The organism is Arthrobacter nitrophenolicus (genome assembly GCF_000332815.1).
Lineage (GTDB): Bacteria > Actinomycetota > Actinomycetes > Actinomycetales > Micrococcaceae > Arthrobacter > Arthrobacter nitrophenolicus.
In genome coordinates this window covers 1-13,966 of sequence record NZ_AOFD01000052.1, presented here as the reverse complement: position 1 = coordinate 13,966, position 13,966 = coordinate 1, and the positions used below count along the sequence as shown (strand labels likewise).

The 13,966-nt window shown below is 67.2% G+C and carries 13 protein-coding genes and 2 pseudogenes; 13 read left to right on the top strand and 2 right to left on the bottom strand.

Going from position 1 to position 13,966, the window contains the following annotated elements; translation table 11 throughout:
* The first annotated feature begins 45 nt into the window (after positions 1 to 45).
* Complete coding sequence (locus tag G205_RS22165) at positions 46 to 2,091, top strand: hypothetical protein (protein WP_035753470.1); 2,046 nt, start codon at positions 46 to 48, stop codon at positions 2,089 to 2,091.
* A 238-nt stretch (positions 2,092 to 2,329) separates the two neighbouring features.
* On the opposite strand, the gene G205_RS16220 is transcribed toward G205_RS22165, so the two are convergent.
* Entirely contained in the window at positions 2,330 to 2,752 is a 423-nt protein-coding gene (locus tag G205_RS16220; RefSeq protein WP_009358935.1) for a DUF302 domain-containing protein, read from the bottom strand.
* 41 nt (positions 2,753 to 2,793) lie between these two features.
* Positions 2,794 to 3,051, bottom strand: a complete 258-nt coding sequence (locus tag G205_RS16215) for a metal-sensitive transcriptional regulator (protein WP_009358934.1) — start codon at positions 3,049 to 3,051, stop codon at positions 2,794 to 2,796.
* Positions 3,052 to 3,172: 121 nt separating this feature from the next.
* On the opposite strand from G205_RS16215, the gene G205_RS16210 reads away from it, so the two are divergent.
* The 12 genes and pseudogenes from G205_RS16210 (at position 3,173) to G205_RS16150 (ending at position 13,801) form a co-directional block, all read left to right on the top strand.
* Positions 3,173 to 3,799 carry a rhodanese-like domain-containing protein gene (locus G205_RS16210; protein WP_009358933.1) on the top strand — a complete coding sequence of 209 codons (627 nt, stop codon included), beginning with the start codon at positions 3,173 to 3,175 and terminating at the stop codon, positions 3,797 to 3,799.
* Positions 3,796 to 4,704 carry a sulfite exporter TauE/SafE family protein gene (locus tag G205_RS16205; RefSeq protein WP_009358932.1) on the top strand — a complete coding sequence of 303 codons (909 nt, stop codon included), beginning with the start codon at positions 3,796 to 3,798 and terminating at the stop codon, positions 4,702 to 4,704. The genes G205_RS16210 and G205_RS16205 overlap by 4 nt, the downstream gene beginning before the upstream one ends.
* Before the next feature lie 29 nt (positions 4,705 to 4,733).
* The gene (locus tag G205_RS16200; protein WP_009358931.1) at positions 4,734 to 5,030 is read left to right on the top strand and encodes a rhodanese-like domain-containing protein; all 297 of its coding nucleotides are present in this window, start codon (positions 4,734 to 4,736) and stop codon (positions 5,028 to 5,030) included.
* An 87-nt stretch (positions 5,031 to 5,117) separates the two neighbouring features.
* Entirely contained in the window at positions 5,118 to 5,480 is a 363-nt protein-coding gene (locus tag G205_RS16195) for a thioredoxin family protein (protein ID WP_009358930.1), read from the top strand.
* Positions 5,481 to 5,563: 83 nt separating this feature from the next.
* The gene (locus tag G205_RS16190; RefSeq protein ID WP_009358929.1) at positions 5,564 to 6,976 is read left to right on the top strand and encodes an MBL fold metallo-hydrolase; all 1,413 of its coding nucleotides are present in this window, start codon (positions 5,564 to 5,566) and stop codon (positions 6,974 to 6,976) included.
* A 117-nt stretch (positions 6,977 to 7,093) separates the two neighbouring features.
* Positions 7,094 to 8,361, top strand: a pseudogene (locus G205_RS16185) (MFS transporter).
* A 35-nt stretch (positions 8,362 to 8,396) separates the two neighbouring features.
* Positions 8,397 to 9,613 (top strand): annotated as a pseudogene (locus G205_RS16180) (MFS transporter).
* A gap of 111 nt (positions 9,614 to 9,724) precedes the next feature.
* Positions 9,725 to 11,308 (top strand): LssY C-terminal domain-containing protein, encoded by a 1,584-nt coding sequence (locus tag G205_RS23110; RefSeq protein WP_009358928.1) that lies wholly within the window; start codon positions 9,725 to 9,727, stop codon positions 11,306 to 11,308.
* A 139-nt stretch (positions 11,309 to 11,447) separates the two neighbouring features.
* Entirely contained in the window at positions 11,448 to 11,990 is a 543-nt protein-coding gene (locus tag G205_RS16165; RefSeq protein WP_009358927.1) for an alternate-type signal peptide domain-containing protein, read from the top strand.
* A 68-nt stretch (positions 11,991 to 12,058) separates the two neighbouring features.
* The gene (locus G205_RS16160) at positions 12,059 to 12,667 is read left to right on the top strand and encodes a SipW-dependent-type signal peptide-containing protein (protein ID WP_009358926.1); all 609 of its coding nucleotides are present in this window, start codon (positions 12,059 to 12,061) and stop codon (positions 12,665 to 12,667) included.
* A complete protein-coding gene (locus tag G205_RS16155; protein WP_009358925.1) occupies positions 12,657 to 13,304 on the top strand; it encodes a signal peptidase I in 648 nt (215 codons plus the stop codon). The genes G205_RS16160 and G205_RS16155 overlap by 11 nt, the downstream gene beginning before the upstream one ends.
* Positions 13,304 to 13,801 carry a hypothetical protein gene (locus tag G205_RS16150; protein WP_009358924.1) on the top strand — a complete coding sequence of 166 codons (498 nt, stop codon included), beginning with the start codon at positions 13,304 to 13,306 and terminating at the stop codon, positions 13,799 to 13,801. Before G205_RS16155 ends, G205_RS16150 begins: the two co-directional genes overlap by 1 nt.
* Positions 13,802 to 13,966: the final 165 nt, after the last annotated feature.

Sequence of the window (13,966 nt, the reverse complement as noted above, 5' to 3'; positions counted from 1 at the left end):
CCCTCGAAGCTTCCTTCCGGCCGGGAGCAGGTCCATCATTAGCCCATGGGCAAGCGCGCAAGCGACGGCCTGGGGGACGCGACAACAGAAAACGGCAGCTTGGGTAGTCCGCGCAGCCGCCCGGACCACGCGGTGGTGTTTGTCCACGGCATGGGCCGGGCACTGAAAGGCGGGACGCTGCAGGAGTGGGCCCAGCCGCTGATGCTCAGCCTTCACGACCTTTCCCTGGACATGGTGCCGGACGCCCCGCACCCGCACCTGGTGATCACCAAAGCCAACGCCGTAGGCGATGCACCCGAGGTCTGGGTGAAGGTGCTGCGCGGCTGTGCAGGCATTAAGCCGGACTACCTCACGGTGCTCATGACCGAGGCGTCCTGGGGCAGGGACTTCGAGCCGGCGTCGGCCGCGTCCACGTACTCCTGGGCGCTGCGCACCGCACTGCGGGTCTACAAGAGGTCCCTGCAGCTGATCAGGTGGAACCTCTATCCCGGCAGGCGGCGCGCCAGCTTCGCCTGGCTGGGTGCCCGGCTGCGGCAGGCGCTCCTGACCGCGCTGGCAGCGCTTGCCGGGTTCTTCATCCTGCTGGCCGTGCTGGTGGTGCTGCTGCTGACCATCGTCCTGGCCTGGATTCCCGGGCCCGGCCGGTGGATCGGCAAGATCGTCTCCCTGTTCGCCGAATTCCTGGGCGACCCGCAGGTGTGGAAGCGCAAGCCCCTCCAGGCCGCCGCGATGCGGCAGCGGGTGGTGGACACGCTGCAGCGCTGGGACCACGACGGCGGCACGCAGGTGACGGTGGTGGCGCACAGCCAGGGTGCCGCGATCACCGGGCAGGTCCTGTTCCAGAACCAGGCGCGGGCCACGAACTTCGTCAGTGTGGGCAGCGGACTTGACCTGCTGGGGTACGCCCAGTGGGGCGGCGGAACGGGGGAGGACCCGGTGACCGACTGGCTGGCGAACCCGGACCGGCCCCGCTGGATCAACGTCTGGGGCAAGTTCGACTTCGTGCCGGCCGGCCCCATTTCAACGCACGCCAACGGCCCGCTGCCCGTCTTCGGAAAAATATATGCCCGGGACACCGCGGGTGACGGCGGCCCCGGTCCCGAGGAGCATCCGGTCTACAACCGGTCCGCGCTGATCTACGACCACATCGTCTACTCCAGCAACAGGGTGGAGGTGCTGGATCCGCTGGCCCGGCTGATCCTGGACCCGCCCTCCGACCCGGACGGCCTCGCCTTGCGGGGGCTCAACGGCGACCGGCGCCTCCGTCCGCACCGCGTCATGGTCAAGAGCCTCGGGGTGACGCGGCTTCTTTCGGTGCTCACCGCAGCGCTGAGCGCCCCGGCGGCCCTGGCCTGGCTTGGCTCCCAGGGGTGGGCACGGAACCTGGTGCAGTGCGGCCCGCCCGGGGCCGGCCAGGACCCGTGGTGGTCCTCCTGGCTGTGCTCCGGTCCTTCCTACCACTGGGGCCAGTGGCAGAGCTGGGGCGTGCTGGCGGTGACCACGGCTGTGTTCGCCGGCGTGTTGGTTGGGCTGCTGAACGGGCCGGTGTGGGGCGTGCTGCACAACCGGCTCCAGCGCAGGCGCAAGCCCTCCGTCCGGCAGTCGAGCGACCCCGCCCGCAACGGCCCGGCCAACCCGTGGTGGTACGTAGCGTGGTACCTGCTGATCGTGACGGTGGTGGCCGTGGCCGTGCCGTTCATGCTCGCGTGGCCGGACCTGCCGTGGGTCCTGGTGGTGGTGCTGGTGGCTGCGCTGTGGGCGCTGTGCTTCACGCGCACCAGCATCAGCGGGCTGCCGGCACGGACGGCAGTCCAGGATGTCCAGGCGCCGGCTGTTCCGGCGTTGCGGGAGCCCGCGCCGGGTCAGACGACCACTTGGGGAAGGCTGCCGGTTAATTCGGAGACGGCGGCCGACGACCAGCGCTCGCGTTCGGCTCATAGGAGATCACCACGGAGGCGTCACTGTCGCGGGCTTCATCGATGGCGAGCAGCAGGGCGTCCTCCATGTGCCGGGCGTACTCCAGCCGCTCGGCCATGCTGCCCTGCAGATCGGCGTCGTCGATCAGGACGTGGCCCTTGCCGTCCACGATGACCTTCAAGGAATACCCCTGGTCCTCATGCAACGACCCGCGCGTGGATGAAATTTCGGTGACTCTGTCTGCCCGGACCAGCCCGTTGCCGAGCGTTCGGATCCACACTTCACCCATCGAATGACCTCCCCTTGGCTATGGGCGCGGATCAGCGCCCCATAAGGCGAACGCTACTCCTGTGCGGGCCGTTTGTGACCCCCGAATTTGAGCGATTTCGCGTGGTTTTCGGGGCGCGGCCGGTCAGCCTGCCGGGGCAGTGGCGGAGAGCTCTGCCAGGGCCGCCCGGAGCCTGGCATCGGCATCGTTGGCAACGTCGCGCACGGCGGCGCTGTCACTGAGCCGGACCATGGTTTGCGGATCGATTGCCTGGACTGTGGTCACGGTGTCATTCGTGCCGCGGCGGACCACGACATTACAGGGCAGCAGCGCACCGAGGTCTGGTTCCGCCGCAAGGGCCTTGCTGGCCAACTGCGGGTTGCAGGCGCCCAGGATGACGTAGGGGCCCAGGGCCTCGGCGGCTTCGGTGCCAAGTTTCGCGTCGAAAGTGTTGCGGACGTTGATCTCGGACAGAATTCCGAAACCCTGGCCGGCAAGGGCCGTGCGCGTGCGCTCCACGGCCTCTTCCCAGGAGAACGGGACGGTCACGGTGTGGGTATAGGTCATTGCTCCTCCTCAGTCTGGTGGGCAGGAAAGATGGCGGGAGATCAGGCAAGCGACAGGAAGAGTTTTTCCAGATCCTTGGTGTCCATGCTGGCATCCTTGCGGACGATGCACTGCTCCAGTCCGCTGGCGATGATCGCGAAACCGGCCCGGTCCAGTGCCTTGGACACCGCCGCCAGCTGCGTGACGATGTCCTTGCAGTCCCGGCCTTCCTCAAGCATCCGAGTGACGGCTGCGAGCTGGCCTTGGGCCCGCTTCAGGCGGTTGACCACGGGCGTCAGTTCAGTGGCATCAAGTTGCATGGGGATCTCCAATCCGGGAAGTGTCCGCACCAGCTTATACCCCCAGGGGTGTGTTTGACTACCCCCGGGGGTATCCGTAATACTCGGTGGGGTATTCACTTCCGCTGCCGAAAGGACTCCCATGACCTCCTCTTCCACCCGTTCAACCGCCGTCACCTCCCTGGCGCCCGAAACACTCCGCAGCTGGCTTGCCGGGCACCAGGACCTGACGGTGCTCGACGTCCGCTCCGCCGCGGAGTTCGAATCTATGCACATCCGCGGCTCCTACAACGTGCCGCTGCCGTTGCTCTCGGAGCACACCGATGAACTGGCGCAACGGCTCGGCAGCCGCGTCGTGCTGGTTTGCCAGTCCGGCGTAAGGGCCGAGCAGGCGCGCCAGCGGCTTGGTGAAGCGGGTATCGGCACGGCTTTCGTGCTCACCGGCGGTGTCCCGGGTTTTGCTGCCGCCGGCGGCGACGTTGTCCGCGGCAGGGCACGGTGGGACCTGGAGCGGCAGGTCCGCCTGGTTGCCGGCTCCCTCGTTGTCCTGGGCCTGGCCGGCGGCAGGTTCGTTTCCCCTAAAGTCCGGATGCTCGCCGGGGCGATCGGGGCCGGACTGACGTTCTCCGCAGCCACCAACACCTGTGCCATGGGCACGGCCCTTTCCGCGATGCCGTGGAACAGGGCCGCCAAGGAGCCCACCCGTGAGAGCGCCATCCTGCAGCTGCCCGTCAGTTCCGAAGCCGGAGCTGAGGCCAAGGCGTCGTGAGTTCCGCCGTGATCCTTGTCCTGGCGCTGTCCCTGGTCATCGGCCTGTCGCTCGGCGTCCTGGGCGGCGGCGGTTCCATCCTGACGGTCCCCATCCTGGTCTACGTGGCCGGGTTCGGGCCCAAGGAGGCAATCGCAGCCTCCCTGTTCGTCGTCGGTGTCACCTCGGCGGTCAGTGTGGTCAGCCATGCGCGCAGGGGCCGGGTACGGTGGCGGACCGGCCTGCTCTTCGGCGCGGCCGGCATGGCGGGTGCCTTTGTCGGGGGTCTGCTCGGGGGCCACATCCCGGGCCAGATCCTGCTTATTGCCTTCGCCGTCATGATGGTGGCCACATCCATCGCCATGCTCCGGGGGAGGAAGAAGAAGGACGACGGCGGCGCGGCGCCTGCTAAGCACGAACTGCCGCTTGGCAGGGTCCTGCTGGACGGCGCGGTGGTCGGGCTCATCACGGGACTGGTGGGCGCCGGTGGCGGGTTCCTGGTGATCCCGGCCCTGGCGCTGCTGGGCGGCCTGCCCATGGCTGCCGCCGTCGGCACGTCGCTGGTGGTCATCGCCATGAAGTCCTTCGCCGGGCTGGCCGGCTACCTCACCTCGGTCCAGCTGGATTGGGGCCTGGTCCTGGCTGTTACCGCAGCCGCAATCGCGGGAACCCTTGTCGGTTCACGGATTGCGGGCCGCATTCCGGAGGATGCGCTCCGCAAGGCGTTCGGCTGGTTCGTCCTGGCGATGGGCACATTCGTCCTCACCCAGCAGGCTCCCGGGGAACTGCGCCCGATCATCATCGCTGCCGTCGTCGCCCTGACGCTTGCAGGTGCGGGCATTTGCTGGCTTTTCGTCAACTCCTGCCCGCTCCGCACCATCGGCAGGAACAGGCGGCGAAGCAGCAGCCGGCCTTCGCCGGCCTGACATTCAACAACAAGAGAAGGAGAAGAACCATGGCTGAGATCACCGTTGCCGAGACGAACCGGCGCCTGAACCAGGCCCGGATCCTCAATGTCCGCGAGGACTTCGAAGTCACCGAAGGCATGGTGCCGGGAGTCCTGCACATTCCCATGGGCCAGCTTCAAGCCCGCCTGCCTGAACTCGACCCGGCCGCACCCGTCATCGTGGTGTGCCGCAGCGGAAACCGCAGCGCCGCAGTGGCCGACGCCCTCAACCGCGCCGGCTTCAACGCCGACACCATGGCCGGCGGCATGATTGCGTGGACCCGCGCCGGGCTTCCCACCGTCTGACCGCGCCAGTTGGCTCCTCCCTGCCGGAGGAACCCGTCCTGTCCCATCCAGCTTTACTCGATACCCAGGGGGGTATAAAATTTAGTCATGGCAACCATCGATATCACTCAAGAGACCTTCGCTGGGACCCTGGAGAACAACAACATCGTGTTCGTTGACTTCTGGGCCGGCTGGTGCGGCCCCTGCCGCATGTTCGCCCCTACCTATGCCGCGGCCGCCGCACGGCACCCGGAGATCACCTTCGCCAAGGTGGATACCGAAGCGGAACAATCCCTGGCTGCGGCAGCGCGGATCACCTCAATCCCCACGCTGATGGCCTTCAAGGACAAGACCCTCGTCTTCTCCCAGCCGGGGGCGCTCAACGCAGCAGCCCTGGAAGAGGTCATCCAGGCTGTGAAGAACCTGGACCTGGATGCCCTGCGTGCCAAAGCCGCCAAGCAGGCCAGCTGACCGGATCCGGTCCTGCCGCTGCCGGCACCCACACCCGAACCTGGCCACATGGCCCCCAGTCGCAACGTCCCCAGGAGGACCCCATGCTTTTTGAACGTATCTACGACGACGACCTCGCCCAGGCCAGCTACCTGATCGGCTGCCAGGCCAACGGCACCGCCGTGGTCATTGATGGCCGGCGGGACATTGCCGTCTACCAGGACCTCGCCGAGAAGAACGGCATGAAGATCGTGGCCGTCACCGAGACCCACATCCACGCCGACTACCTCTCCGGCACCCGTGAGCTTGCCGCCGCGACCGGCGCAAAGATCTACGTCTCCGGCGAGGGCGGGCCTGACTGGCAGTACGGATTCGATGCACAGCGGCTCTACGACGGGGACAAAATCAGCATCGGCAACATCACCATCGAGGCAGTGCACACCCCCGGCCACACGCCTGAGCACCTCTCGTTCCTGGTCACCGACGGCGCGTTCAGCGACCAGCCGGGCTACCTGCTCTCCGGAGACTTTGTCTTCTCCGGCGACCTGGGCCGTCCGGACCTGCTGGATGAAGCCGCCGGGGGAGTGGACACCCGCTTCGAGGGAGCGAGGCAACTCTTCGCCAGCCTGCGGGACAGGTTCCTGACCCTGCCGGACTACGTCCAGGTCCACCCAGCCCACGGTTCGGGCAGTGCCTGCGGCAAGGCGCTCGGTGCCATCCCGTCCTCCACGGTGGGCTATGAACGGCTCTATTCGTGGTGGGGTCCCTACCTTGCCGCCAACGACGAGGACGGTTTCATTGCCGAACTCCTGGACGGCCAGCCCGACGCGCACGCCTACTTTGGCCGCATGAAGCGTGAGAACCGTGAAGGTCCTGCTGTGCTGGGCGAACGCGCCCCGCTCCCGCAGCTGGAGACGTCGGACGTCGCCCGGGACCTCGACCAGGACCTCGTCACCTTTATCGACACCCGCCCCAACCAGGAGGTCCACAAGGGAACTGTGGTCCGGTCACTGAACGTTCCGGCAGGCAAATCCGTGGCGAGCTACGGCGCCTGGGTGGTCAACCCCGAAACCGACAAGAATCCGCTGGTGCTCCTGGCCCCCGACCAGGAAGCGGCGCAGGACATGTGGGACCACCTGGTTCGCGTGGGCATCGACAAGGTGGCCGGGTACGTCACGGGCATCGAGGGCCTGCCCACCTTCGTTCCAAAACTGGTCCGGCCTGAAGACCTGGGCAACGTCGACGCCGCCATGGTGCTCGATGTCCGCAACCGCAGCGAACACATCGCCGGCAACATTCCCGGGTCCTACCAGCTCAGCGGCGGCCGTGTCATGTGGCACCTGAACAAGCTCCCGGCCGAAGGCACCATCGTGACGTACTGCCAAAGCGGTGTGCGGAATTCCGTAGCCGCAAGCGCGCTGCGCAGGGCCGGCTACGACGTCGCCGAACTGGATGGCAGCTATGCCGCGTGGAGCGCCTGGCAGCAGGAAGAGCAGAACGCCGTCACGGCGAACTGACCCGAAAACTGCCCGGCGGGTCCCCCCTCCCGCACGGGCTTCCCGCCCGGGCAGGTCCCCGCCTGCCCGGGCACCTTCCATCCAGGGACGTTCGCCAACAACCGAATGGAGCGTGACATGCGGGGCACCCCACCCGGCTCCGACGCGGCAGGAGGTCCCGGCGTCGTACTTGGCCTGCGCCAGAACCTTGCCCAATTCCTGCTCCTCGTCGCGGTCAACGCCCTGGTGGGCGGGACCCTGGGCCAGGAACGGACCGTCCTGCCCCTGCTGGCAAGCCAGGTCTTCAACGTGGGCCTGTATTCGTCGGCACTGACCTACATCCTTGCGTTCGGGGTGGCGAAAGCCGCCACGAACTACCTCGCCGGCACCCTGTCCGACCGGTTCGGACGCAAGCCTGTCCTCGTGGCAGGCTGGCTCATAGCCCTGCCGGTTCCCCTGCTGCTGATCTTCGGTGATTCGTGGGGGTGGATTGTTGCTGCCAACGTCATCCTGGGCATCAGCCAGGGCCTGACCTGGTCCACCACCGTCATGATGAAGATGGATCTCGTCGGGCCCGAACGCCGCGGCCTGGCCATGGGCCTCAACGAAGCGGCCGGCTATCTTGGCGTGGCCGGCACCGCCCTGGCCACCGGCTACATCGCCGCAATGCACGGGCTGCGCCCGGGGCCTTTCCTCCTCGGTGCCGCCTTCATCGCCGTCGGCCTGGGCCTCTCCGTCCTGGCAGTCCGCGAAACCCACCACCACGCCGCCGCCGAAGCCGCAACCCACCGGCCGCGGGACGCCCGCCATGCCGGGCTGGGCAGCCGGGAGGTCTTCATCCTCACCAGTTTCCGTGACAGGTCGCTGTCCGCTGTCAGCCAGGCGGGGATGGTCAACAACCTCAACGACGGGCTGGCCTGGGGCCTCTTCCCCGTCTTCTTCTTCGCCGGGGGCCTCAGCGTGGACAAAGTGGGCCTGCTTGCGGCTGCCTACCCGGCCGTGTGGGGAGCCGCGCAGCTCGTCACCGGCGCACTGTCCGACAGGTACGGGCGAAAGCCGCTGATCACGGGCGGCATGCTGGTGCAGGCCGCGGCCCTGGCCATGGTGGCTGCAGGGACGGGTTTCGAAACCTGGCTCGCCGCTGCGTCCTGCTCGGAATCGGTACTGCCATGGTCTATCCCACGCTGCTCGCGGCCATCGGCGATGTGGCCCATCCATCGTGGCGGGCGCGCTCCATAGGGGTGTACCGGCTGTGGCGGGACAGCGGCTTTGCCGCCGGCGCACTGCTCTCCGGCATTGTTGCTGACGCCCTTGGCATCCCGGCCGCCATCGCCGTGGTGGCCGGCCTCACCGCTGCCTCAGGCGTGGTGGTGGCCGTCCGCATGAGGGGCGCCGACCACCGCTGACAACCCGTCCGGGGCGCGGCCATAGGATAAATCTGATGACTTCCCCGGACGACCCCCAGCCCTTCAGCCTTCGACGCATCGCGGTGGCCGCCTTCGGGCCCACGCTGCTCTTCGGGATCGGGCAGGGCGCCATCCTTCCGGTAGTGGCGTTGACGGCCCGGGACCTCGGCGCCTCTGTTGCCGTCGCGGCCCTCATCGTCACCCTGATGGGGCTCGGCTCGTGGCTCTTCAACCTGCCCGCATCCCTGGTGACCCTCAAGTTCGGTGAGCGGTGGTCCATCGTGGGCGCCGCCGTCGCCGCCGGCCTGGCCATGGCCGCGGGCGGGCTGTCCTACGTGGTTCCCAACGGGCTGTGGCTGCTCGCAGCGGCGATGGCCGTCGTCGGAATGGCCGGCAGCGTCTTTGGCCTGGCACGGCAGAAGTACCTCACCGAGGCGGTGCCCGTGGAGTTCCGCGCCCGGGCGCTGTCCACCCTGGGCGGGGTCAACCGGATCGGCGTGTTCATCGGCCCGTTCCTGGGCGCGGCCGTGATGCAGTTCGCCGGCATCGGCGGCGCGTACTGGGTGGGCCTGGTGGCGATGGCGGCCGCGGCGCTGCTGTCCCTCACCATCCCGGACCTGGCCGCGGCGGACATGCCCGACGGCGGGACGGCCGGCCCCCAGCCCACGCTCCGCAGTGTGGCGGTGTCCCATGCGGGGGTCTTCCTGTCGCTGGGCGTCGGGATCCTGCTGCTGAGCGCGCTGCGTTCCTCCCGGCAGGTGGTCATCCCGCTGTGGGCGGACCACCTGGGCCTGGACGCCACCTCCGCCTCGCTGATCTACGGATTGTCCGGGGCCATCGACATGCTGGTGTTCTACCCGGCGGGCAAGCTCATGGACCGCAGGGGCCGGCAGTTCGTCGCCGTCCCGTCCACCCTGCTGATGGGCATGGCGCTGCTCCTGATCCCGCTCACCGGATCCTTCGTGGGGCTGCTGCTGGCGGCGCTGCTGATCGGGTTCGGCAACGGCATCAGCTCCGGCTGATGATGACCCTCGGCGCCGACTTCTCGCCCGACCGCGGCCGGGGCCAGTTCCTGGGGCTGTGGCGGTTCATGGCGGACGCTGGCTCCACCGGCGGGCCGGTGCTCCTGTCCGGGGTGACGGCCCTGGCCTCGCTGGGCGCGGGGATCTCGGCCACCGGCGTCCTGGGGTTCGCAGCGGCGGCTGTGTTCGCCGTCGTGATTCCCCGCCTGAAGCACCGCCGCAACTACTGACATGCTCTATCACTTCTGGTCGCTAAAACGCTGGTTTAGGGACCATAAGTGATAGAGCAACGGGTGGGCGGTTATCCTCGACAGATGGGTGAAACGGGGATTCCCACTCGGATGAGTGCGCTGCAGAAGGGCCTGTGGTGGCTGCAGGACTACGCGTACGCAGCCATATGCCAAGTCGCAGGGATGCTGTCCCGCGTGCAGCCGGGCTCGTTCCACCAGGGGCACCGCAGTCCTGTGGTCATCATCCCGGGCGTGTACGAGAACTGGCAGTTTATGCTGCCCCTCATCCAGTCCATCCACGACGCCGGCCATCCCGTCCACGTGGTCACAGTGCTGCAGCGGAACAAGCTGAAGGTGCCGGCGGCGGCCAGGATGGTGGCGCAGCACATCGAGGAGGCCGGGTTGCGGGACGCAGCCATCGTGGCGCACAGCAAGGGCGGGCTGATCGGGAAGTACGCCATGCTCAACCTGGACCCGGAGCAGCGGATCTCCCGGATGATCGCGGTGTGCACGCCCTTTTCCGGCTCCACCTACGCGCGGTACATGCTGCTGCCGAGCCTGCGGATCTTCTCGCCGCGCAACGCGCTGACCCTGGAGCTGGCCCGCGAGGAAACCATCAACAGCCGGATCACATCCATCTACGGCCCGTTCGACCCCCACATCCCGGAGCAGTATCCTGCCGGGTGCCACCAACATCGAGCTGCCCACGGCCGGGCACTTCCGCATCCTGGGGGATCCGGAGACGGCCCGGATCATCGTGGAGCAGTTGACCCCCGACGAGCCGTGAGCTCTTTGGAGAGGAATTACGACGCCGGGCGGCCGGCCCCGCAGGAGCCTGACCACTCGCGTCCGGAGAGTTCCAGCGAGCGGCGGCAGAGCCGGTGGGCCACGGTGCTGGCGGTGCTGCAGCGGGTCCTGTACCTGCTGGTGACAGTCGCTGTCGGATGGGCCGTGTGGTTCTTCCTGCTCTCGCGGCTGTCCCGCGGTCCGGAGCAGGCGTGGGTGTTCCTGCCGGTGTGGCTGATCCTGGCTTACGCCCTGCTGCCGCGCATCCACAAGATCCTCAGCAGCCTCTACATTCCGGACTACTTCATCGGCCGGACCAGGACCGGCGACGGCGTGCTGGGCGACCCCGTGAACCTGGCGGTGGTGGGGACCGGGGACGAACTGCGCCGGGCGATGTTGTCCGCAGGGTGGGTGGAGGCGGACCCCATCACGCCGGCCACGGCCTGGCGCACCCTGACGTCCACGGTTCTGGGGCGGAGCTACCCGCAAGCGCCGGTCAGTTCTTTGTATGTGTTCGGCAACCGGCAGGACCTGGCGTTCCAGCGCGAGATCGACGGCAACCCTCGCAAGCGCCACCACGTCCGGTTCTGGAAATGCCCCGAGGGGTGGATGCTGCCCGGCGGAATCCCGGTGGATTTCGTGGGTGCCGGCACCTACGACCGGAGCGTTGGACTGTCCCTCTTCACGTTCCAGATCACGCACAAGATCGCCGACCGCACGGACGAGGAACGGGACTTCATCATCGGGACGCTCCGGGCCGCCCGTGCCGTGGAGTCGGTCCACGTCATCCTCAACTACTCCACCGGCTACCACCACCGCAACGGCGGCGGCGACGCCATCCGCACAGACGGGCACCTGCCGATCATCGACCTTTATGAACCGGGCCGGCCAGGACCGGCAAAGGGGTAAAAGCGCAGGTCAGGGGCGATTTCAATTTTTCAGATAACTTGAGCCTTCTTTGACGCTTTCACCCCTTAGTTCCTGAGTTTGGCCGTGCAAAGTGGTCCCCAGCTAGACAACACCACATCAAAGTCTGAGGGGACATGTCATGAAGAACAGCACTCTGATTAAGGGCACCGCAGCCATCGCCGTAGGTGCAGCACTGCTGCTGGGCGGCGGCGGAACACTGGCCAACTGGAACGCTTCGGCTAGTCAGGCACCTGGCACTATCGCAGCCGGCGACCTAAACGTCGTCAACGCTACCAGCAACGGAACCTGGACTGACCGCAACGGCCAACCGGTCACCATCGGCACCTACAAGGTAGTACCAGGCGACAAGCTCACCTACACGCAGGACCTGACGGTTACTTTGGTGGGCGACAAGATGGCTGCGAATATCGCCACAACCGGCATCAGCGCCACTAATGGTTTCACTCCCGCCAACGTTTCCGTATCCGCACCCGTGCTCACCGTGGGTGAAGACCCTGTCTCCAACCCGCTGAAGCCCACGGGATCGGCACAGACGGTGACCGCTACCATCACGTTTGAATTCCTGTCCAGCACCGCGGCCCGGTCAGACGTAAACGCCACGTACAACTTCAACAACGTTGGATTCACCCTGACCCAGGTCACTCAGTCCGGCCTTTCCTAATCATTACGGCGGGTGGCTGAACGGCCACCCGCCCGTCGGACCAAGGAACAGGACCAGGAGGAAGACCGATGCGCACCAAGCGCTCACTGCAGGCGGCGGCACTCATCGCCGCGGCAGTGCTCCTGGGACTGTTGACGGTGCAGGGCACGTACGCCCTCTGGAGCGCCAGCGCGTCGGCCGCCCCCGGGACTGTTGCCTCGGCGTCGTTCGATGTGGCGCTCAGCGCGGTTCCGTCCGGGCAGGTCACGAACATGACGCTGGCCAACGGGCAGTCGGCAAACCTGGCCATCAACCCGGCGGCCACCCTCTCGCCCGGAACGTCGGTGTACGGGGGAGTGGCAGTCACCAACAACACCAATGCCGGCGGGACCTTCAACACCACCGTCACGGCGGGGCAGCCAGTCATGGCGAATGTGTCCGGCGGAAGCCTTGCCCAGTACGTGACAGTCAGCGCCAAGGCGGCAGCCACCGCCGCGGAATGCAGCGCCACCGGCAGTTACGCGCCGGTGGGTTCTTCCGGTCTCGTTTCGCAGCCCGTCGCCAAAGGCGGATCCACCGTCTTCTGCTTCCAGGCCAGCCTTAGCCCGGCCGCCCCCACCACCGTGAAAGGACAAGCAGTGAACATCACCCTTCCGCTCACCGCCCGTCAGTTGTGCGGGGTGCCCGGTGGCTGCTGACCTGACAGAACGCCCCGTCGTCGGCCACACCCCGCACGGGCAGGACGCGCCGCAGACGGAACAGCCGCCGTCGAAAGCGGCAACCGGCCGGGGCAAGCGCTCCGGTGCCTGGGCCGCCGTCGGACGTATCGCCAGCATGTCCGCCATGATGATCACGTTGTTCGCCGCGCTGGTCCTGATCGTGCTGCCGGTGGCAACGGGTTCGCAGACGTACACCGTGCTCACCAACTCCATGGCGCCCAAGTTCCCGCCGGGCACGTTCCTGGTGATGAAGCCGGTCGACTTTGACCAGATCCAGTACGGCGACGTGGTGACGTTCCAGCTGTACTCGGGACGGCCTGAGGTGGAGACGCACCGGGTGGTCGGTTTCGGAGCCACGCAGCAGGGGGAGAAGACGCTCATCACCCGGGGCGACAACAACGGCGCCAACGATCCTGAACCCGTCCGGGAAATCCAGGTCAAGGGCAAGCTGTTCTACGCAGTCCCGTACGTCGGCTTCGTGGCCAACGCGCTGGGCAACTCCGACCGCGGCACCTGGACCGTCGTCGCAGCGATCGGACTCATCGGCTACGGCGCCGTCACGGTCTTCACGTCAGTACGCAAGTCACGCAAGTCCCGCATGGCTGGGGCGTCCTGATGGGCAAGTTCCGGGACCTCCCGGGTGCCGGGGCCGCCGTCGGCGCCTTCGCACTGACGGTGACGCTGGGCGTGGGCGGCGCGTCGGCGTCGGCTTTGTGGCAGCAAAGCGCGACGGCGACCATGACCGTGAGTGCCGCAACCATCTGGCCGGGCGATGTCCTCACCGGGTTCACCTGCAACAACAACAACAACCGGACCCACGCCACCCTGACCGCCACCGGGACCAAAACTCCTGCCTCCCTTACCTACGCGGCCCTGCAGGCGGACGGAAGTTACGGTCCCTCGTACAACCAGGCCGTGGCGCTGGGGGCGTCCAGCACCGTCACGCTGGACATCACGTCGCCGATCGTGGTCGCGAACCGGTCCACGGCACGGCTGACCATCCGCGTGACCGCCACCTACAGCGACCAGTCGACGGGTATTGCCACGGCGGTGGTCGACCTGGAACAAGGCAACAACAGCAACAAGGTCACCTGCGTCTCGACGTCGCTGTAGGCACCGCGCCAGCTCGGCGGAAGCAGGCGCCGCTATGTCCCCCCCACATAGCGGCGCCAGCTCCTGCCGAGCTGGTTTGCGTTAAGGGGTCCGCGTTGAAATGGGGACCAGCTGCGTAAGGGGGCCGCCGCCAATTCGACGGTTCCCTGCAGGATCGCTGTTCCG